Genomic DNA, 20,530 nt, shown 5'->3' with positions numbered 1-20,530 from the left:
AATCCTTGTGGGATAGGCTGAAAAGCCCGCCCAGCTTATGCAATTTAAATGTGGAACAGCTTAGTCTTCCTTGTACCCCTCATTTCACTCACTCCCCACTCCCTACTCCCTACTCCCCGTTTTTTAAGCGAGGCGTTTAGCTTCTACTGTTTGAGGTAAATTTGCTGTGTCTGGCAAATCACGAAATTCTAATTCCCAACCATTTGCTAGGGTGAGAATCTTGCCATCATTTCCATCGGTTTGTTTGACGACTTCTTCTTCCAGGTCTTTTTTAGCAACGTAAACTACTAAAGTGCCGGCATCATTCATTCGTAGCATTACTTTCATGAGATTCCTCAACAGATTCTAGTTCTTTTTTCATACAGCCGACGACGAACCCTGTTTCCAAGAAATGCACAGCATATATATAGGAAGTCTGCAAATATGTGCCTATACTCGCTATGTAACCGATATCTCCTTTGTTTACCAAAACTTGCCCAACTTCTTTACCAGGAAAAGTACCATCGTTTTTTAGCAGTTTACGAACTCTGACTTTTTCACCAATTTCAAAAGCGGGTGGCAAGTTTAGTTCTAATTCATCGCGTTGCATGAGAGTACCTCTGTTCTCTGACCAAATTCAACAATTCTTCTGTCGTCAAACTGCGTTTTTTCTGTACCGATTGATGGCGCACTGCATCTAAAACAGATTGGGTTTCTTGAGAGTTCAAGAAAATTCCATGCTGTTCTAGCAAGTTAGCAACTAAATGCCGTCCAGAATGTTTACCTACTACTAAACGCCGTTCCCAACCCACCTCTTCAGGGGCAAATGGTTCGTAGGTGATGGGGTTTTGTAATACCCCATGAGCATGGATGCCAGATTCGTGAGCAAAAGTATTTTCGCCAACGATCGCCTTCCAGGGTGGTACACTAGCACCGGATGCGGCTGCAACTAGTTGAGACAGTTCCAGCAAACTGGGAGTGTCAATGCCCAAATCAACGCCGTAGATGCGTTTTATAGCCATGACAACTTCTTCTAAAGCTGCATTTCCCGCCCTTTCACCTAATCCGTTGACTGTGGTATTCACTGATGAAGCTCCGGCTTTGATACCCGCAAGGGCGTTGGCAGTTGCCATACCAAAATCATTATGCGTGTGGATTTCTAAGGGAATCATCAACGCTGAAACTAGCCGTTTGACCTTGGTGTAGGTGGTGAAGGGGTCGAGAACTCCTACGGTGTCGCAGAAGCGGAAGCGGGATGCACCCCATTCTTGGGCATAAAGCGCTACATCTAAGAGGAAGTTTTCATCAGCCCTGGAAGAATCTTCTCCGCCGACTGCTACCCAAAGACCTTGATCGAGGGCGAAGCTGATAGAGTCTTTGAGTTTTTGTAAACTTACTCGCCATTGACCGTGAAATTTAGTGGCAATTTGGATACCAGAGACGGGAATGGCAATATGCACTCGATTCAGACCGCAGGCGATAGAAGCCTTAATATCTGAGATGACAGCGCGGTTCCAGCCCAAGAGTTTTGCTTGTAAACCTAAGTCAGAAATTGCGGCGATCGCTCGTGTTTCTTCCTCACCCATTGCCGGTATACCAACTTCTAATTCGGGAATACCAATAGCATCGAGAAACTTAGCGATCGCTACTTTTTCTTCTAGGTTAAAAGCAACACCTGCGGCTTGTTCACCATCACGTAACGTAGTGTCATTAATTATGATTTGATTCATTGCAAATATCCCTCTGTTGGAAGTATTCTTAATATCCTTTCTCTCTACAAACCCTAGTAATGGTAAATGCTAAAAATATCACAATTCATAATGTAGGATACATGATCCTTAATTATTGACCAATTACTAGCATCACATCTGTATGGCAGGAAACTAAAACCATGTATAATTTACTAATCGTTTTTACCGATGTCAGTTGAAATTTGTTCGAGTAGCAATGAACTAATATAGCTATTAGCAAATCCGGAACAAAGTAAGACACAGAATCCAGCAATTAAGGATGTAATCATCTTTGTAACCTCATATTTTCTAGAGCATTGGGGTGTAATTTAGGCAGATAATGATACTCAAAGTTAATGGATACAAATTAGTTAACTTTGTTCTGCTAGCCAATCAAAAATCTTTCCTAGCTGTTCTAAATCAACTAAACCATACTGCCAGAGGAGCATCGGTAATGGCCCATTTTCTAATTCCCGGTGTCGCAGAGCTACAGCAATATCAGCATTTGAAAGTTCAAGTTCATTGTGCAAAAAGTTGAGGAGGTTTATATTTCTGTTGCGAGTTGCCATAGTTGAACTTTCAATTTCTTAAGTTTGGAAAGAATTAAAAATAAAAAATTACAATTTTTATTTGGTAATTTCGCCTTTTTAATTGTCGCTATATGTCAGGGAAATTTTAGATTTAGCAGACTGGATAAAATCTAAAACTTGGCTAATCTCTCTCAGTCTGCAACAAAATCTGCTAACGGACAGTAACTTCAACTTCTAAATCTATTCGAGGTTTGTGCATCTATGAACAAAGAGGGGAGTCGGGTATGAAAAACTTTCTATTTCTACTCATGATTCATCACTGTAATGCCAGCAACGCTCTAGCCACTCTACTAATTCGTGACGAGAAGCAAGAAATTGCATAACTGTACTACGAATTAGAATTACTTCTAGCAAATTGTTCACTTGCACTCGTAAGGAACCATCGGGGGGACAGCAACTCTTAATTTTTAACTCTTGCAAACGGTGATAGATTCGCCAGCGATCGCTCAAAGGAATCTGCAAAACTTGATCGCCTAAAGTATTATTTGTCATTTATCCTTTATCCTTTGTCGGTTGTTCTACCCTGCGGGAAGCCACTGGCGTGTCTATGTCATTTGCTAATGACAAATGACCAATGACTAATGACTCTTGTCTTAGAATTTGCAGTTGTTTTTCGAGTTGCTCTATCCGCGAGATTAAAGAACGAATCACGGTTGCTTCTACATCGGGTAGCTTTCCATGTTCTAAGGGAGAAAGGCTGGCGCTTTCGTTCCGAAAAATAATTCGCCCAGGAACTCCCACCACAGTGCGATCGCTAGGAACATTTTGCAAGACAACCGAACCTGCACCAATACGGACGCCATCGCCAATTTGCAGATTACCTAAAACTTTCGCACCCGCCCCAATCACGGCATTTTTGCCCACTGTCGGATGACGTTTACCGCTTTCTTTACCAGTTCCGCCAAGGGTAACGCCCTGATAAATCAGTGTATAGTCGCCGACGATCGCAGTTTCGCCAATCACAACACCCATTCCGTGGTCGATAAACACGCCCTGACCAATCTCTGCACCTGGGTGAATTTCAATTCCGGTCAAAAATCGCCCCAAATGAGAAATTAAACGGGGGATAAAACCCACTCCTCGACAATGTAACCAGTGAGCCAGACGATGCAAACATAGCGCGTGCAATCCAGGGTAGCAAAACACCACTTCTAGCCAATTCCGGGCTGCGGGATCGCGCTCAAAAATAATGCGAAAATCACTCAATAATGGCTCAAAAAAACCGCCAGAGAGTAAATTTTTCAGCAGGGATGTATGTGCAGAATCCGGCGTTTTGATAGTCTGGCGCTCGCTAATACTGTCTAAAGACTGTCGCATCGGTAATGTCTATCTGGTAGAAAAAGTTATCTGCTATTTTTATGCTTATATCAGGCGACTTCCAACTAGATAGGAAAACTAATGTTGATTGGATTTATTGGATTGATTAATGTTGTACTCAAACGCCGAAACCCCTACCCAAGATAAACTTAAAATTTGTCTTGGGGTAGGGGCGCTAGTCTTTAACAATAGGGGTGCTAGTCTTTTTGGGGCAGGGTTAAAGAATTTCTGTACTCGCTACAAGGAACTTTACCTGTAAGCCTTGACAAACATTTCATCAAGATATTTTGCAATATATTAAGCTGTACTCAGATGCACTCAAACATGAGTTAAATGAGACTAAAAATAATTTTTTTGTATCCGCTACTACTATTAGTATCTTATTATTTGGTTGGGCGAATAACAGATTTCTTTATTTTCTTTTAGGATTTGCCGTCTGTATGTATGCATACGTTTCAAAATCTAGTTATAGCTCATAGTGAATATCTTATTATATAGATGTGTTGAAGGAAAGCAGTTCAATGAGTGCAAATATACCGCCGAATTGATAATTACTAAACTGTTCTCTTTTAATAATGACTCATTACTAACTTTGACTACTTTTATTATTTTTTCAATTGTTCTAAATAAACAGCAACCTATATCATAATGCTGTTACATCTTTGTTAAGAATAGTTACAGCTTCTTAACACAAGGGAATATTTCTTATGCCAGTTGGACTTAATAAGAATGCACCACATCAGGTTGTAATCGTTGGTGGTGGTTTTGGTGGACTGTATGCAGCAAAGGGTCTGAATGCAGCGAATGTAAATGTTACTCTCATTGATAAACGTAACTTTCACCTATTTCAGCCGCTTTTATATCAAGTTGCCACAGGTACGCTATCACCTTCTGATATTTCCGCACCATTGCGATCTGTATTTAGCAAAAGCAAGAATACAAAGGTGTTGTTGGGAGAAGTAAATGAGATTGATCCAAAAGCGCAACAAGTTATTTTGGGCGATGAAGTAGTACCTTATGATACATTAATTGTCGCCACAGGTGCTAACCATTCCTATTTTGGTAAAGATCACTGGGAAAAAGTTGCTCCTGGTTTGAAAACTGTGGAAGATGCGATAGAAATGCGTCGCCGGATATTTGGCGCATTTGAAGCAGCAGAAAAAGAAACCGATCCAGAAATTCGCCGTGCTTTCTTGAATTTTGTGATTGTGGGGGGTGGTCCAACTGGTGTAGAATTAGCAGGTGCGATCGCCGAGTTGGCATACAAAACTCTCAAAGAAGATTTCCGCAGCATCGACACCTCAGAAACGAAGATTTTACTATTACAAGGCGGCCCTCGCATCCTCCCACACATGGCGCCAGAGTTATCGGCATCAGCAGCAGTATCTTTGCAAAAGTTGGGTATAGAACTCCACACTCACACCAGAGTGATAAATCTTGAAGGTGATATCGTTACTTTCAAGCAAGGCGATCAATTGACAGAAATTGCCTCAAAAACTATATTGTGGGCAGCAGGTGTCCAAGGTTCCCCAATGGGGAAAGTCTTAACAGAAAGTACAGGTGTAGAGTGCGATTTCTCAGGACGTGTAATTGTAGAACCTGACTTGTCTATCGAGGGTTATAACAACATTTTCGTAATTGGAGATTTAGCTAACTTCTCCCACCAAGATAGTAAAGTCTTACCTGGTGTTGCACCCGTAGCTAAACAACAAGGAGAGTATGTAGGTAAATTAATTCAACGACGGCTTAAAGGTAAGACTTTGCCACAATTTAATTACAACGATGTGGGTAGTTTGGCGATGATTGGGCAAAATTTAGCTGTTGTAGATTTAGGCTTAATCAAACTCACAGGTTTCATTGCTTGGGCATTTTGGCTATTAGTTCACATCTACTTCTTAATCGAGTTTGATACTAAATTACTAGTAGTATTTCAGTGGGCTTGGAATTATATCACTCGTAATCGTCGCTCTAGATTGATTACAGGTCGAGAAGCTATTGTAGAACCAAAAACTGTTAACAATACGGTGCAACAGCCTTCTGTGACACCTCTGTAACTTCAGGTCACAAGGGGCTATGGAGTGATGAGTGCAGTGTGGTGGCAAATCTTGGGCGAAGATCAGCTGTTGCAGGAAAAGAATATGGGGATGAGATACCACCCTAAGCAATTTTGGCAATTTGGCATTTCATAACTTCGAGTTGCAGTTTCAATGGAGATATCAACACAACGGGACAGTGAAGAAGTGTACGGGGGATAAGGTAAAACTTTCCGCTTCTGGTGTCCCAGCTACGCCAGTTGTCAAATGAGTGCTGTAGAATAGCTCTACATAAATGATACAGCGCTCAACAGAGTTCAGTTCCTGCTCTGCAACTGGCTAGAAATCAACAAAACCAAATAGAACCTCAGAAGGTGAAAGATGTAGCTGGCATTTTTTTAGTAGCGATCGCTCGAAAGCAACCGATCCTACACCGGAGTATATTATTGATGAGCTTTTGCTTTGACCAACCTTATAATATGCTCTAGCGTGAGGAAATGATCTAACTCTTGCTGGTCACTTCCTATAAGCCCTTCAGTTTTTGCGCGGTAAGCGAGATCCTCTAAACGGTCTTTGGCTGTATCCGAGAGTTTGAAATCAATAACACTTTGGGGAGTGGTTCCAGCAGCAATAAACTCGATAATTTCGTCATAGACTTTGGCTGTATTTACAGATGTAGTCATGAGATTACCTATTTTTATTTAATTTTACTGATTTACAACGCCACTTTTAATGACATTCCTAATGTTTTGTTTTTGGCTCTGGTAGAAGTTCACCGTCAGCCAAAGATGATTCAATCAGCATTTCTAGTGCGAATAACTCAATTTATCTCCTATTTTGCGATTTCTCAGATGAATAGCTTATAGTTAAGCGATAATAATTACATTTTTTTGCTAATAAAAACACAGTTTATGGTCTGCTGCCTAAATCCAGATTGCCACAATCCGCCCAATAGCGATCGCACAATGTTTTGCACAAACTGCGGCACAGGATTGGTAGTGTTGAGAAACCGCTATCGCCCGATAAAAACATTAGGTAGTGGAGGATTTGGTAAAACTTATTTAGCAGAAGATACACACAAACTCAATGAGCCTTGTCTCATTAAACAATTTGCACCCCAAGTACAGGGAACAGCATCACTCAACAAAGCCACAGAACTATTTGAGCAAGAAGCAAAGCGACTACAACAGTTAGGCAAACATCCCCAAATTCCCACACTTTTGGCGTATTTTAATGAAGATAATCGCCTCTATTTAGTGCAGGAGTTTATCGACGGGCAGAATTTATTAGCGGAATTACAACAGCAGGGAATTTTCAACGAGCAAAAAGTCAGAGAATTGTTGCTTGATTTGTTAGATATTCTCAAAACAGTTCATCAACAGAAAGTCATTCACCGCGATATTAAGCCAGAAAATATTATTCGTCGCGGTGATGGGAAGTTGGTACTGATTGACTTTGGTGCATCCAAACAATTGACAGCAACGGTGATCACGCAACCAGGAACAGCGATCGGTTCTTTTGGTTATACACCATTAGAACAAATGCAGGGAGGTGAAGCTTATCCAGCCAGTGATTTATATAGTATCGGTGCAACTTGCTTTCATCTGTTGAGTGGAATTCACCCTTGGGAGTTGTGGAAACGACAAGGTTATGGTTGGGTTAGTACTTGGAGAAAGCATTTACAGCAACCAGTGAGTCAGAATTTTGGGCTGATGCTGGATAAGTTGCTGCACGAAGAACACCAGCAGCGTTATCAATCGGCTGAGGAAGTTTTAAAAGCGTTAAATTCACAGTCTGTTTATTTGCTAGGACTGACAAATCTAGTAATAATAGAACAGAAAAGTGCTGATACTTACTATGAGGAAGGATTAGAAAAATATAACAATAAAGATTTTCGCGGTGCAATTGCAGATTATAACCAAGCCATCAACATTAATCCCAACTATGCAAATGCTTATTGCAACCGGGGTAATGCTCGCGGTGAGTTAGGAGATAAGCAAGCAGCAATTGCAGATTATAACCAAGCCATCAACATTAATCCCAACTATGCAAATGCTTATTTCAACCGGGGTAATGCTCGCGATGATTTAGGAGATAAGCAAGCAGCAATTGCAGACTACACCCAAGCCATCAATATTGCTCCTAAAGATGCAAGTGCTTACTACAACCGGGGTATAGCTCACTCTAAATTAGGAGATAAGCAAGCAGCAATTGCAGACTACACCCAAGCTATCAATATTGCTCCCAAAGATGCAAATGCTTACAAGAACCGGGGTTTAGCTCACCATGAATTAGGAGATAAGCAAGCAGCAATTGAAGATTACAACCAAGCCATCAACATTAATCCCAATTATGCAAATGCTTATTACAACCGGGGTGTATCTCACTATGAATTAGGAGATAAGCAAGCAGCAATTGAAGATTACAACCAAGCCATCAACATTAATCCCAACTTTGCAAGTGCTTATTGCAACCGGGGTGCAGCTTGCTCTAAATTAGGAGATAAGCAAGCAGCAATTGAAGATTATAACCAAGCCATCAACATTAATCCCAACTATGCAGATGCTTACAACAACCGGGGTGTAGCTCGCTCTGAATTAGGAGATAAGCAATCAGCAATTATAGATTTTCGTAAGGCTGCCGATTTGTATAAACAACAAGGAAAATAAAGCAAGTATAAAAATGCTCTAAACCGCATGAAACAGCTTGAGAAATAACCAGATCGCCAACTTGTTCAAAAAGTCAGTAATATTATTCGCAACAGGAAAAAATTATGGTGATCAGGATTAATCAAGATAATCTGGATCTATGCCATCTCAGTTTTATGATAGAAACAAGCCACTAATTAGGTTTAACTTATGTCTTCCCCTGTCCTAGAAAAACCTACGACTTCTGAGACTTCCTACGTTCTTCTGCACAATGTCAGTTGGGAACAGCTAGAACAGCTTGATGTCGCTCTTGCAGGGACAAGCGCACGACTAACTTATTTAGATAGTATTATCGAAATTATGTCCCCACTTTCTGACGACCATGAGGACAATAAAAAAACTCTGGCGATGTTGCTAGAAGTCTATATGCGGGCGAAGAATATCCGGTTTTATGGACGGGGAAGTGCAACCATAGGTAAAAAGGAAGACAAAACGCGGCGGGAACCCGATGACTCCTATAATTTAGGCACAAAAAAACCTATCCCCGATTTAATTTTGGAAATAACTGTCACCAGTGGCGGAATTAATAAGCTAGAAATTTATCAACGTTTGCGAATACCCGAAGTTTGGTTTTGGGAAGATGGCTTATTATCAGTTTATTGTTTGCAAGGTGACAGCTATATAAAAGTTACTAGAAGTACTTTATTGCCTGATTTAGATTTAGATTTATTAGCAAAATATGCGAGAATGGCTGACCAATATGATGCTGTGACTGAATATAGTCAGATTATCAGTCGTCTTTAGATTTATTTTCGCTATTAGACTCCGAATTCATTCTGAAGCGGGCTAGATGAGAATGAAATAGCCCTTAGCCAAACACAAAGCTAATCCTGATTATTCTTCTCTTGCTGGATTCTTTGAGCGTAGACGCTCTTAGCGGCTTGTCGTAGACATCGCTTCTGCAATTATCCGATTATTCTCTTCTATAGGTTTACCATCTTCAGTAAACATCGACGGATATATAATTGCTTCTGAGTCGGGAGTTCGGCGACTAAATAAGATTTCTAACGCTTCTATATCTTCCCGATTAGCAAGTACATACGCCCTCAATTCTTTTGTGGACATTTCTGCAAAATTAGGTTTTATTTACGAATCTCCAACTTCCATCACGAAATACAAGGATTTGCAGTTCATCACCTGCCAAAATAAATACATTACCAGTTGTGTCACCAAAACGGATAGCTGAATTTCTCGGTAGAAATTGGATTTATCCAGTTCAAAGACTCGTTGACGGAGTTAAAAGGTGGATGCATCCAGTTCAAAGACTCGTTGACGGAGTTCAAAGGTGGATGCATCCAGTTCAAAGACTCGTTGACGGAGTTAAAAGGTGGATGCATCCAGTTCAAAGACTCGTTGACGGAGTTAAAAGGTGGATGCATCCAGTTCAAAGACTCGTTAACGGAGTTCAAAGGTGGATGCATCCAGTTCAAAGACTCGTTGACGGAGTTCAAAGGTGGATAAACAAAATAGGGGTGTACATTTGTACGCCCCTACAGCTAATTTATTTATTGCAAAGATTTTTTGAAAATGATCTGAGACTGCCGACGAGTATTAATTTATCAAGAGACGAGAGTTTTAGCCGATCTACCTTTACCAATAGCTTTAAAGCGTTCGCCTAACTGTTCAGCGACAATTTTTAAGCCTGGAGTCTTTTTTGATGCAGTCTTAACGTAATCATAAACAGTCAAACTGCTAGTCATAGCTTCACTACCAACTGCCATTAGAGTATCATCTACCTGTTCGCTGATTTGCTGAATTGAGATTAAAAGTTCAGTGAGCGTAGTGGCTAACTGATAATCTCGAACCATTTCTTCAACGTCAAAAGTGGCTGGAAGAATTTCACGGTTAGACTGAGCAGCCGTGATGCTATTGTTTACGAAGGCTAGGCTTTTATCGCCCATTTTCACCAACTTGCGCCGTTCTTCGGTGCTAAGAGTAATCAGAAAGGGCAGCTTTTTTTGGACTGTCTGTAACGCGGCTTTAATTTCTTGGATATCTTGTGGCGTAAGGGCGGCAGCGATATTTTGATAAGACATTATGCATTTACCTGGGGAGTTCTGATGGTGAAGTAGCAATAGTTGCTAAGTATAGTATTCCCATTGGTAGATGCGATGTCTACGACGGGCTTCGCCTACGCACATCTTATTGTAATTTTTAGTTTAGTAGGGTGTGTTAGCGCACCGTAACGCCAATGCTGAGGGATACTGACCAGATGCAATTAAAGCTTGTCGCTAACAGAGATTATCTTCTGTTGTAGCGCCGCCGTGTTTGACGCTGATTATATGGTCAACTTGACAACCCGATGATCTATCTACTTCAGAGACGAGACAGTATTCGCAAATATGCTCGGCGCGATCGCTAACTAAACGCCGCAGTTCTGCATTAATATATGGACGAGGCATTTTGAATACTTACTTAGGGTTAATGTACTGATTAGCTCTTGCTTTTGCTAAAGTCATAATATGCTCTAGCGTGAGGAAATGATCTAACTCTCGCTCGTCACTTCCAGTAAGACCTTCAGTTTTTGCCCGATAAACTAAATCCTCTAAACGGTCTTTGGCTGCATCTGATAGTTTGAAATCGATAACACTTTGGGGAGTGGTTCCAGCAGCAATAAAATCTATAATTTCGTCGTAGACTTTAGTGGTATTTACAGATGTAGTCATGAGATTACCTCTTTTTATTTAATTTTACTGATTTACATGGCATAAGCAGAAAGCCCTCATGTAGAGACAGCGATTTATCGCGTCTGAAAGACTGGCACGTTAGACGCGAAAAATCGCCGTCTCTACAGGAATATTCTCGTCAATTATTGCTTAATTGTGCCAACTTTTAAAGTATAGGTACAATGGTTAGATGGTTTGCTGAAAGCGTCTAGAGATTCACAATTAATATCAAAAGCCTTACCAAGAATTTCTATAACCGACTTATCGCTGATAAATTTCTTGATGTCTGTGGTGTACTCTTTAATCTCAGTTTCAGCAAGTTTACAACGAACCTTTAACTGCTGCTGCATGAGTTGCAAAAATTCCTTTAACGCTTTACCAGCAGCAATTTCTACGTCTTCCTTCTTCAGTTTCTGGAAAATCTTACCAGGGATGCCTTTTAATAAATCTTTAGCCCAATCTTTAGCAGCATCCTTGGCTAAGTCTTCCAGAATGGGTTTAAAAATCAACCCGGTGGACTGAGTTACACCCCAAAGAGCTAACCACTCCAGGATAATACTCGCTTCTGTTGAGAGTTTGACTATAAGTATATACACCAGCTTGACTAAATGTTTCCGAATTCCAGAGTTATTGCAGAAACAATCCGCTCATGAGAGGATACGCACATTTTGTGGTAATTTTTAGTTTAGTAGCAACAAACTCAGATTCTCTACTAATTAAAGAAGTTGAGAATCTTGTTTTTGAGGCTGCAATTATAATTTCCGGCCAATCAACTGTAATATATTATTGCGAGTGAAACGAAGTAAAACAACGCAATTGCAAGCTTCCTGGCATTACTTCCCTTAGGTCGCAATCACCCTTATTTGATCAGACAACTTCTCTAATTGTGCCGACTTCCTGTGAGCAAATCCCCGCACTTTTTGTGCTGGATCATTTTTTATTAAATCTTGCAACAGTGATTATGAAAAAGCCTGAGTAAATAAATATACCTAATGAATGATTCTCGAAAACTAGTATCCTTTAGTAAACTTTATTCAACTCTCGAAAAAATTGACCAGCCGAGAGTTATGTGTAATATATATCCCTAGACCACTATAAAGGAGGTTCAAAATGGTTGTGTTTACTCGAAATCCAACTCAAATACTCGGACGTATACTATCCGCATCGCTAGTTAGTTTGACTGCCTCACTCACTAGTCTGATGTCCTTAGAGATTTTTCCCACCGCAGCGTTTGGTCAAGCCCCAGCTGCGTCAGTTGAAACCAAGGTGAAAGTGCCTAGTACAATGAACTATGGGCCTTTTAATATTGACCGTTACTTAAAAGTACCGCCCAATTTCTCCGTCTCTGTTTATGCTCGTATTGACAAACCTCGCTTTATGGCAGTTGCTCCCAATGGGGATCTTCTAGTCTCGCAGCCAAGTACAGGTAAAGTGCTAATTGTGCAGCCAAATGGTAGCAAAGACCCAATTATTTCTGACTTCGTGACAGGTTTACGCAGACCACACGACATGGTGTTTCACACAATTGGCAGCATCACATACGTTTATATCTCCGAGACTCATCAAATTAACCGCTTCATCTACACATCTGGAGACACAACCGCGAAAAATCGCCAAGTCGTCGTAGCTAATTTACCAGACAGCAGCACCTCAGAACTGCAAGGCTCTTATGGTCACGAACTGAAAAATATTGCACTCGATGAGAACCACAAACTATACGTGTCGATCGCCTCGACGTGCAACGCCTGCGTGGAAGATACTGTTAGTAACCCAAAGCGCGCTGCGATTTACGTGTACGATGCTGATGGAGGCAATCAGCGGCTTTTTGCCGAAGGCTTACGCAATGCCGAAGGACTGGCATTCGTGCCTGATACAAATGACCTCTGGGTAGCCGTCAATAATCGAGACAACATTGCCTATCCCTTCAACGATAGTACTGGCAACTACGGTAAAATTATCCAATCTTACGTAGACAACCACCCACCAGAGGAGTTGACGAAAGTCCGAGATGGCGGCAACTACGGTTGGCCCTTCTGCAACCCCAATCCTGACACGCCAAATGGCCTCAACAATATGCCATTCGACCGCGACTATCAGTTCAATGCTGATGGAGATGTTGATTGCAATGCGATGGACAGAATTAACAAGGGTATCCAAGCGCATTCGGCTCCGTTGGGACTAACCTTTTTACAAAATACGAACTTTCCCAGCTTGTATTCAAATGGGGTAGTGGTAGGGCTGCACGGTTCATGGAATCGGCGGGAAAGAACGGGTTACAAAGTAACTTACCATCCCTGGGACGGTAAGACAAAGCTCCCAGGAGATCAGATAGATTTAGTCAACGGTTGGGTAATTGAGGCAACGCAAGCAATCTGGGGGCGACCCGTGGATATGGCAGTCGATCAGCAGGGTAATATGTTAATCTCGGATGACTACAGCGGCACTATCTACAAGCTCTCCTACAACAAGCCGTTAGAGGTTAAGGTCTACCTTCACTCTAATTTTAATGGAGTTTCCCAGTCTTTTCCTGCAAGTCCAGGAGTATACAAAGCTAACAAAGGTGACTTAAATATTGTTGGTAATGACACTATTAGCTCATTAACTGTACCACCGGGTACAGTAGTACGTGTGTGCCAACATGAAACTGGTGGTCTATGCCGTGAGTATAGTGCTGGTGATTATGAATATGTCGGAAATGACTTGAACGACATAATATCGTATATAGAGGTAAAGTAGCACCAAATTTTCTTTGTAAGTTTGGGATGCTCCTCTGCCCCAGCCAAACCAAACATTCACCTCATAAGCCACCTGTGCTGCTTTTGGCTTAGAAAAAGGCATCTTGTATGCCCGTCCCTAGAAGGAATGGGTATACAAGACGCTTTTTTAGACCATTGACTGTTAATTATTAACGCTAATTCATCAATACACCCAAGTCTGCATTTTGAACTCGATCATCTTTTCAGAGGCAGTAAAGCTTTGAATAAAAGCATCTTGGCTGACGAATTTCTGTATTATTAATATTTTCACTACTCTTTTACTTCTCTAATTGTGCCAACTTCTCCTGACCAAATTTCCGCACTTGCTCATCTGGGTCATTTTCTGTGCGATCGCGCAACAGTGGTAAAGTTTATGGTAAAATCTGGATTCAACGGGATGGCACTGAAGAAGGCATTGCCGCCGATTTAGAACGGGCTGGAATTCCTAAAGAACACATCGTTTTGGGGTTTCGTCCACCGGAATTAAGACCCTACACAGGTTATGCAGTTGCTTGAGGTGCGATGCCTTCTCTACGAGACGCTACGCGTAGCAAGATCCCAAAGGGTACGGCGGGCTATCGCCAACGCTTTTCGAGAAAATACATTATTCTTCAGTCGGAAATATAACACTTTCATATAGCAATTCAATCGGACATTCAAATTCAATGCTCGATAGAGCGACGATATCTCCAGCCGCGTAGGAATAATAAAGCCACATCCTACCCTCACCCCGACAGTAACGCTCAACGGAGATTTTTTCTGAATCAATCAAGATATACTCTTGCAAACTAGGGATTGTCAGATAATAAGTGAATTTTTCATCCCGGTCTTTAGCGCTTGTCCCTGGGGAAAGAACTTCGACAATCAGCTTGGGATGTTGAATAAATTTGTGGGCATTGAGGTCTTGGGGGTCGCAACTGACAATCACATCAGGATAATAGTAGCGGCTCTGGGGAGTGAGTTGCACTTTCACGTCTGACACATTCACTCGACAACCCCTGAAACGCAAATGGGGGTACAAAGCTCTGTAGAGATTTAGTGCAATGTCGTTATGGGGAATTGTACCGCCTGTCATAGCAAACACTTCGCCATTGGCATATTCGTAGCGAAGGTCTTGCTGAGGTTCCCATTCGAGATATTCCTCAACGGTCATTTTTGGCAGTTGTTGCGGGATGGCGATCATAAATAAGAAAGATTTTTTCACGCTTGGTTTGATTGTAGCTAAATGGTATCAGCAACAAAGAGCGTTGGCGATAGCCCGCCATTGGCGTAGCGTTGGCATTGCTAAAGTTCGTAACGAGCAATTAAAAAAAATCATTGCGATCGCACAATCATGTTAGATTATAGTTTGTTGTTTCTCTCAAACACAAAATCTGAGACTTTCCTATCCATCTCCTAATTGTGGGAATGAAAAAAAACACTGGAAAGTTAGGCATTTTGAAAACAGATGTGCAGCAACACATCTGTTTTCACTAGCTCAAACGATTTATCAGACAAGAGTTAGAACCACAATTGAATATGATTGTCAAAGCAAAAATTAAAAAAATATAAATTGCATTTTTACCCTCAAAAAAATGATATGTTAGATACAGAATTGAATTTCGCTTTTTTCTGGAGTAAAACGATATAGATTACTCCAGTTTTCACCCTCAAACCCTTGGCATTTATTGCTTTTGACAGAATTTGAGGTTAGTCTGAGTACACATTTAGATAGCTCAAAACCAGTTTAAAGTAGGCTAAAGTCTTTGCTGGGTTTGGGTTGTGAGTGAGTACAAAAGAATCCTGAACCCCTATCTATAAATACTCGAACCCCAACCAAAAAACACTAGAACCCCTACCCGAAAAATAAATTTTTAATTCTTGTAATGCTTGAAGAATTAGGGTTTTTCTTACTTGAGTACAACCGTAATAAATCCAATAAATTCTAGCCTAGATAGACGCAACATCAGGTTAGACACGGCTGCTATAAATCTTATATCGCCAATCACTTAACGCTCTGAAACGAAGCGAAGAGTGAGTGGAGGGATGACATAGCACTATGCCAAAAGTGAATAGAAGTCGCGGCTGTAAGCACAAATTCTACCCAAGAACCGAACCTTGACACACCAGCCGAAGAACCAGATTTATCGCCTGCATTACTTGAAAACAAGTCGCCCAAACCCTGGCGTTTGCAGGCAGTGTGGAAGACGCGACTTCAATTCCTGGGCATAGACATTAGCAACAGCATCTCCCACAGTGGCAGCCAAGTCCACCGACCTTTTGCGAAACTCAATGACATCACCGTCTACACGACTCCTTAACTCCCCCGCCACGGAATCGCCAACAACCCAAGCAAAATCAGGTGGTTGCGGCTGCGACAGCCCCAGCAGCGCCACAGTGGAAAGGGACCAAAAGCTCGAAGAACGCATTGCGAAACATCCCTGCTACAGCGAAGACGCCCATCACCACTACGCCCGGTTGCACGTTGCAGTTGCTCCCGCCTGCAACATTCAATGCAACTATTGCAACCGTAAATATGATTGCGCTAACGAAAGCCGTCCTGGAGTAGTTAGCGAATTGCTAACCCCAGAAGAAGCTGCACACAAAGCTTTGGTCATTGGCGGCAAGATTCCTCAAATGACAGTTGTGGGAATTGCTGGCCCTGGCGACCCTTTGGCAAACCCAGAGAAGACTTTCCGCACATTTGAGTTGATTGCAGCGCAAGCACCAGACATCAAGCTGTGTTTATCAACCAATGGTTTAATGCTGCCTGACTACATCGATCGCATTAAACAATTAAATATAGATCACGTTACGATCACCATTAACATGGTAGATCCAGAGATCGGTGCTAAGATTTATCCTTGGGTTCACTACAGACGCAAGCGTTATAGAGGCATTGAAGGCGCGACAATTCTCCACGAAAGACAGATGGAAGGATTGCAAGCCCTCAAAGATGCGGACATCTTGTGCAAAGTTAACTCCGTGATGATTCCCGGAATTAATGACCATCACTTAGTTGAAGTGAATCGAGTCATTCGTGAAAAAGGTGCATTCTTACACAACATCATGCCATTGATTTCTGCACCCGAACATGGCACACACTTCGGTTTAATCGGTCAACGCGGTCCCACACCCAAAGAACTTAAAGAAGTTCAAGACAATTGCTCCGGTAACATGAAAATGATGCGTCACTGTCGCCAGTGTCGTGCCGATGCAGTCGGATTATTGGGAGAAGACCGCAGTCAGGAGTTTTCCAAAGAGAAATTCTTGGAAATGACTCCAGAATATGACATGGAGAAACGTCAAGAAGTTCACGACGGGATTGAGAAGTTTAAAGAAGAACTGAAAGTAGCCAAAGACAAGGCGCTAGTCGGCAAGAAATTTGCCAACAGTCCTAAAATCCTCGTTGCAGTAGCAACCAAAGGCGGCGGATTGGTTAACCAGCACTTCGGTCATGCCAAAGAATTCCAAATTTACGAAGTGGATGGAAACGATGCTCGCTTTGTCGGTCATCGCAAAATTGACCAATACTGCCAAGGTGGATACAGCGAAGAAGCTTCCTTTGAGCATATTATGAAAGCGATCGCAGATTGCAAAGCAGTTTTAGTCTCCAAGATTGGTAACAGTCCTCAAGAAAAATTGCAACAAGCTGGAATACAGTCTGTTGAAGCTTACGACGTGATTGAAAAGGTTGCTTTGGAGTTTTACGAGCAATACGTTAAGGAATTAGGGAATAAGGAATAGGGATTAGGGAGTAGGGAATTTCAATATTCACCACTCCCCACTTACCAATAGCGCTGTCAAGGTGAGTTTTGTATTCATTACGAGCCTCTGAACTCGCCAGTTGAGCCTTTAAACTCGGCAGTTGCACCTTTGAACTCGGAATTTTCAAAATTCTAAAAGAACAATTGAAAATTTTGTTTCAACGAATATGAAATTCAAGCTACATATCACATTGACAGAGCTACATTCCCCACTCCCCACTTCCCATAAGGACAATAATCATGGCTTACAAAATTACTAGCCAGTGTATTTCCTGCAATCTCTGTCTATCTGTATGTCCCACTGGTGCAATTAAGATAGTTGAAGGACAACACTGGATTGACTCTGAACTTTGTACAAACTGCGTTGATAGCATTCATACCATGCCTCAGTGTAAAGCTGGTTGTCCCACTTGCGACGCTTGCGTTAAGCAGCCTAGCGATTACTGGGAAGGCTGGTTTACCAATTACAACCGCGTAGTTGCTAAATTAACTAATAAACAAGATTACTGGGAACGTTGGTTTAACTGCTATACCCAGAAATACTCTGAACAGTTACAAAAGCGTCAACCCCAAACAATGGGAGCAGAAGCCTAAATAACAAAACTTACGCACAAAAGTACTGAAGTAGCGGTAATTCATCAATTACCACTACGACAAATCAGGTTTTTGAGACAATTTTGCGTCAGTCCTAAATAATTTGTAATTCGTAATTGAAGACAACAATGCAAAAAAACTGCATCTATCTCGATAATAATGCCACCACTAAGGTAGACCCAGAAGTTATAGAGGTAATGCTGCCTTACCTGACGGACTATTACGGCAATCCCTCTAGTATGCATAGCTTTGGTGGGCAAGTCGGTAAAGCAGTGAGAACAGCAAGAGAACAACTTGCAGCCATCCTGGGAGCCGATGAGTCAGAAATTGTCTACACAAGTTGCGGTACTGAGGGAGATAACGCGGCGATTCGAGCCGCACTGTTGGCGCAACCAGAAAAGCGACACATCATCACCACCCAAGTTGAACATCCAGCAGTACTCAATGTCTGCAAACAATTAGAAACCCAAGGTTACACTGTTACCTATCTATCAGTAAATCATCAAGGGCAGCTAGATTTAGATGAACTAGAAGCTTCCTTGACGGGTAACACCGCCTTGGTGACTATTATGTATGCTAATAATGAAACCGGCACGGTTTTCCCGATTGAGCAGATTGGGTTGCGGGTAAAAGAATATGGCGCTATCTTCCATGTAGATGCGGTGCAAGTAGTGGGCAAAATCCCCTTGAATATGAAGACTAGCACCGTAGATATGTTAACCCTGTCTGGTCATAAGCTGCACGGGCCAAAAGGAATTGGGGCTTTATATATCCGGCGCGGGGTTCGGTTCCGTCCCTTCATGATTGGCGGACACCAAGAACGCGGACGGAGGGCGGGAACTGAGAATGTTCCAGCAATTATTGCCTTGGGCAAAGCTGCCCAACTGGAACTGTTACACTTAGAAGAAGCGACCAAAAGAGAAAGAAGACTGCGCGATCGCCTAGAACAAACTTTACTCGCTACAATTCCCGATTGTGTCGTTAACGGTGACGCTACGCAGAGATTGCCCAACACTACAAATATCGGCTTCAAGTATATTGAAGGTGAAGCTATCTTACTATCCTTGAATAAATACGGTATCTGCGCCTCATCCGGTTCTGCTTGCACCTCCGGCTCACTGGAACCTTCCCACGTCCTTCGGGCTATGGGCTTACCCTACACAACTTTGCACGGTTCCATTCGCTTCAGCCTTTGTCGCTACACCACAGAAGCGGAAATCGATCAAGTGATAGAGGTAATGCCCAGTATTGTGGAACGTTTACGCGCCCTCTCACCCTTCAAAAATGATAATGCGGGTTGGCTGCAAGAACAAGAGCAAGCACTGGCGCATCGCTAGGGAATAGGGAATAGGGAGTAGGGAATAAAGAATTTACTACTCTCCACTCCCCACTCCCCACTCATCACGGGCTAAACGCCCCGCTACCGCTAACAGCACTCACCACTCAGCACTTAATAATATGTGGGACTACACTGATAAAGTATTAGAACTGTTTTACGATCCCAAAAATCAGGGAGCAATTGAAGAAACGGGCGAAACTGGGGTTAAGGTTTCAATGGGAGAAATCGGTAGCATTGCTTGCGGTGATGCTCTGAGACTACACCTCAAAGTGGAAGTAGAATCTGATAAGATTTTAGATGCTCGCTTTCAAACCTTTGGCTGTACAAGTGCGATCGCATCTTCTAGTGCATTAACCGAAATGATCAAAGGTTTAACCTTAGATGAAGCCCTGAAAGTGTCCAATAAAGACATTGCAGATTACCTGGGTGGATTGCCAGAAGCGAAGATGCACTGCTCTGTCATGGGACAAGAAGCGCTAGAAGCCGCTATTTATAATTATCGTGGCATTCCTCTAGCTACCCATGACGATGATGATGAAGGCGCGTTAATTTGCAGTTGCTTTGGAATTACCGAGTCTAAGATTCGTCGTGTGATTCTAGAAAATCATCTCACTGGTGCCGAGCAAGTAACAAATTATGTGAAAGCTGGTGGCGGATGCGGTTCCTGTTTAGCAAACATTGATGATATTATTAAATCAGTGCAACAGGAACTCGCCGCACCTGAACTGAACAACTATGGCGTAAAGGTTGCCACAGAAATTGTTACCTCTAAGCAGCGATCGCTAACCAACGTGCAAAAGATTGCTCTAATTCAAAAGGTTCTCGATGAAGAAGTCAGACCCGTACTCATCGCTGACGGGGGAGACGTAGAACTCTATGATGTAGAAGGCGATCGCGTTAAAGTTGTACTACAAGGTGCTTGCGGTTCCTGTTCTAGTAGTACAGCAACTCTGAAAATTGCGATCGAAGCCAGATTACAAGATCGTGTCAGCAAGAGCCTTGTAGTCGAAGCAGTTTAGGAATTGCTTTCTTGACTTAACCCACTTTACAAATACGCCCTAATATGCCTTCA

At 42.1% G+C, this 20,530-nt stretch carries 24 protein-coding genes and 2 pseudogenes; 10 read left to right on the top strand and 16 right to left on the bottom strand.

Translation table 11 applies throughout. The features are described 5' to 3' along the window. Positions 1-123: 123 nt before the first annotated feature. The 6 genes from nifT to cysE form a co-directional block, all read right to left on the bottom strand. The gene (gene nifT / locus ACEW80_RS02140; protein ID WP_114083693.1) at positions 124-327 is read right to left on the bottom strand and encodes a putative nitrogen fixation protein NifT; all 204 of its coding nucleotides are present in this window, start codon (positions 325-327) and stop codon (positions 124-126) included. Further along, positions 302-589 carry a nitrogen fixation protein NifZ gene (locus tag ACEW80_RS02135; protein WP_373525014.1) on the bottom strand — a complete coding sequence of 96 codons (288 nt, stop codon included), beginning with the start codon at positions 587-589 and terminating at the stop codon, positions 302-304. Before ACEW80_RS02135 ends, nifT begins: the two co-directional genes overlap by 26 nt. Next, the gene (gene nifV, locus ACEW80_RS02130) at positions 576-1,709 is read right to left on the bottom strand and encodes a homocitrate synthase (RefSeq protein ID WP_373525013.1); all 1,134 of its coding nucleotides are present in this window, start codon (positions 1,707-1,709) and stop codon (positions 576-578) included. Before nifV ends, ACEW80_RS02135 begins: the two co-directional genes overlap by 14 nt. A 371-nt stretch (positions 1,710-2,080) precedes the next feature. After that, entirely contained in the window at positions 2,081-2,278 is a 198-nt protein-coding gene (locus ACEW80_RS02125) for a DUF2949 domain-containing protein (protein ID WP_373525012.1), read from the bottom strand. Between the two features lie 267 nt (positions 2,279-2,545). Then, the gene (locus tag ACEW80_RS02120) at positions 2,546-2,791 is read right to left on the bottom strand and encodes an Asr1405/Asl0597 family protein (RefSeq protein ID WP_373525011.1); all 246 of its coding nucleotides are present in this window, start codon (positions 2,789-2,791) and stop codon (positions 2,546-2,548) included. Beyond that, positions 2,792-3,616, bottom strand: coding sequence for a serine O-acetyltransferase (gene cysE, locus ACEW80_RS02115; protein WP_373525010.1), 825 nt, complete (start codon positions 3,614-3,616; stop codon positions 2,792-2,794). It abuts the gene before it with no gap. Between the two features lie 707 nt (positions 3,617-4,323). Between cysE and ACEW80_RS02110 the strand changes: the two genes are divergently transcribed. Next, positions 4,324-5,670 carry an NAD(P)/FAD-dependent oxidoreductase gene (locus ACEW80_RS02110; protein WP_373525009.1) on the top strand — a complete coding sequence of 449 codons (1,347 nt, stop codon included), beginning with the start codon at positions 4,324-4,326 and terminating at the stop codon, positions 5,668-5,670. Positions 5,671-6,092: 422 nt separating this feature from the next. Here ACEW80_RS02110 and ACEW80_RS02105 read toward each other — a convergent pair whose 3' ends face one another. Beyond that, complete coding sequence (locus ACEW80_RS02105) at positions 6,093-6,332, bottom strand: hypothetical protein (protein ID WP_373525008.1); 240 nt, start codon at positions 6,330-6,332, stop codon at positions 6,093-6,095. A gap of 228 nt (positions 6,333-6,560) precedes the next feature. On the opposite strand from ACEW80_RS02105, the gene ACEW80_RS02100 reads away from it, so the two are divergent. Both ACEW80_RS02100 and ACEW80_RS02095 read left to right on the top strand, forming a co-directional pair. Then, positions 6,561-8,318: a tetratricopeptide repeat protein gene (locus ACEW80_RS02100; RefSeq protein ID WP_373525007.1), complete on the top strand. Its 1,758-nt coding sequence runs from the start codon at positions 6,561-6,563 to the stop codon at positions 8,316-8,318. 189 nt (positions 8,319-8,507) lie between these two features. Further along, positions 8,508-9,101, top strand: a complete 594-nt coding sequence (locus ACEW80_RS02095) for a Uma2 family endonuclease (RefSeq protein WP_373525006.1) — start codon at positions 8,508-8,510, stop codon at positions 9,099-9,101. 129 nt (positions 9,102-9,230) lie between these two features. On the opposite strand, the gene ACEW80_RS02090 is transcribed toward ACEW80_RS02095, so the two are convergent. The 7 genes and pseudogenes from ACEW80_RS02090 to ACEW80_RS02060 all read right to left on the bottom strand — a co-directional run bounded on the left by ACEW80_RS02090 (position 9,231) and on the right by ACEW80_RS02060 (position 11,619). Continuing rightward, positions 9,231-9,422: a hypothetical protein gene (locus ACEW80_RS02090; RefSeq protein WP_373525005.1), complete on the bottom strand. Its 192-nt coding sequence runs from the start codon at positions 9,420-9,422 to the stop codon at positions 9,231-9,233. A 10-nt stretch (positions 9,423-9,432) separates the two neighbouring features. Continuing rightward, positions 9,433-9,501, bottom strand: coding sequence for a hypothetical protein (locus tag ACEW80_RS02085; protein WP_373525015.1), 69 nt, complete (start codon positions 9,499-9,501; stop codon positions 9,433-9,435). A gap of 22 nt (positions 9,502-9,523) precedes the next feature. Then, positions 9,524-9,808 (bottom strand): hypothetical protein, encoded by a 285-nt coding sequence (locus ACEW80_RS02080; protein ID WP_373525004.1) that lies wholly within the window; start codon positions 9,806-9,808, stop codon positions 9,524-9,526. A 108-nt stretch (positions 9,809-9,916) separates the two neighbouring features. After that, a complete protein-coding gene (locus ACEW80_RS02075) occupies positions 9,917-10,393 on the bottom strand; it encodes a hypothetical protein (protein ID WP_373525003.1) in 477 nt (158 codons plus the stop codon). Positions 10,394-10,591: 198 nt separating this feature from the next. After that, a pseudogene (locus ACEW80_RS02070) lies at positions 10,592-10,759 on the bottom strand (HNH endonuclease); the annotation flags it as partial. 9 nt (positions 10,760-10,768) lie between these two features. Then, positions 10,769-11,023, bottom strand: coding sequence for a hypothetical protein (locus ACEW80_RS02065; protein WP_373525002.1), 255 nt, complete (start codon positions 11,021-11,023; stop codon positions 10,769-10,771). A 143-nt stretch (positions 11,024-11,166) separates the two neighbouring features. Beyond that, the gene (locus ACEW80_RS02060) at positions 11,167-11,619 is read right to left on the bottom strand and encodes a hypothetical protein (RefSeq protein ID WP_373525001.1); all 453 of its coding nucleotides are present in this window, start codon (positions 11,617-11,619) and stop codon (positions 11,167-11,169) included. 514 nt (positions 11,620-12,133) lie between these two features. Between ACEW80_RS02060 and ACEW80_RS02055 the strand changes: the two genes are divergently transcribed. Both ACEW80_RS02055 and ACEW80_RS02050 read left to right on the top strand, forming a co-directional pair. After that, a complete protein-coding gene (locus ACEW80_RS02055) occupies positions 12,134-13,759 on the top strand; it encodes a sorbosone dehydrogenase family protein (protein WP_373525000.1) in 1,626 nt (541 codons plus the stop codon). Between the two features lie 395 nt (positions 13,760-14,154). Next, positions 14,155-14,295, top strand: a pseudogene (locus ACEW80_RS02050) (element excision factor XisI family protein); the annotation flags it as partial. A gap of 88 nt (positions 14,296-14,383) precedes the next feature. Here the strand turns inward: ACEW80_RS02050 and ACEW80_RS02045 are convergent. Beyond that, positions 14,384-14,962 (bottom strand): Uma2 family endonuclease, encoded by a 579-nt coding sequence (locus ACEW80_RS02045; protein ID WP_373524999.1) that lies wholly within the window; start codon positions 14,960-14,962, stop codon positions 14,384-14,386. On the opposite strand from ACEW80_RS02045, the gene ACEW80_RS02040 reads away from it, so the two are divergent. Beyond that, positions 14,952-15,119 carry a hypothetical protein gene (locus tag ACEW80_RS02040; RefSeq protein ID WP_373524998.1) on the top strand — a complete coding sequence of 56 codons (168 nt, stop codon included), beginning with the start codon at positions 14,952-14,954 and terminating at the stop codon, positions 15,117-15,119. The genes ACEW80_RS02045 and ACEW80_RS02040 overlap by 11 nt on opposite strands. 795 nt (positions 15,120-15,914) lie before the next feature. Here ACEW80_RS02040 and ACEW80_RS02035 read toward each other — a convergent pair. After that, positions 15,915-16,187, bottom strand: a complete 273-nt coding sequence (locus ACEW80_RS02035; protein ID WP_373524997.1) for a hypothetical protein — start codon at positions 16,185-16,187, stop codon at positions 15,915-15,917. Between ACEW80_RS02035 and nifB the strand changes: the two genes are divergently transcribed. The 4 genes from nifB to nifU all read left to right on the top strand — a co-directional run bounded on the left by nifB (position 16,156) and on the right by nifU (position 20,477). Further along, the gene (gene nifB / locus ACEW80_RS02030; RefSeq protein WP_373524996.1) at positions 16,156-17,505 is read left to right on the top strand and encodes a nitrogenase cofactor biosynthesis protein NifB; all 1,350 of its coding nucleotides are present in this window, start codon (positions 16,156-16,158) and stop codon (positions 17,503-17,505) included. The genes ACEW80_RS02035 and nifB overlap by 32 nt on opposite strands. 260 nt (positions 17,506-17,765) lie before the next feature. Further along, on the top strand, positions 17,766-18,119 hold the full coding sequence (locus ACEW80_RS02025; RefSeq protein ID WP_373524995.1) for a DUF362 domain-containing protein: 354 nt from the start codon (positions 17,766-17,768) through the stop codon (positions 18,117-18,119). A gap of 128 nt (positions 18,120-18,247) precedes the next feature. Continuing rightward, the gene (gene nifS / locus ACEW80_RS02020; RefSeq protein ID WP_373524994.1) at positions 18,248-19,456 is read left to right on the top strand and encodes a cysteine desulfurase NifS; all 1,209 of its coding nucleotides are present in this window, start codon (positions 18,248-18,250) and stop codon (positions 19,454-19,456) included. A 121-nt stretch (positions 19,457-19,577) separates the two neighbouring features. Then, positions 19,578-20,477: a Fe-S cluster assembly protein NifU gene (nifU, locus tag ACEW80_RS02015; protein ID WP_373524993.1), complete on the top strand. Its 900-nt coding sequence runs from the start codon at positions 19,578-19,580 to the stop codon at positions 20,475-20,477. Positions 20,478-20,530: the final 53 nt, after the last annotated feature.

The organism is Nostoc sp., assembly GCF_041747015.1.
Lineage (GTDB): Bacteria > Cyanobacteriota > Cyanobacteriia > Cyanobacteriales > Nostocaceae > Nostoc.
Note: the sequence above shows the minus strand (reverse complement) of the source record. Positions and strands in the feature narration are given on the sequence as shown.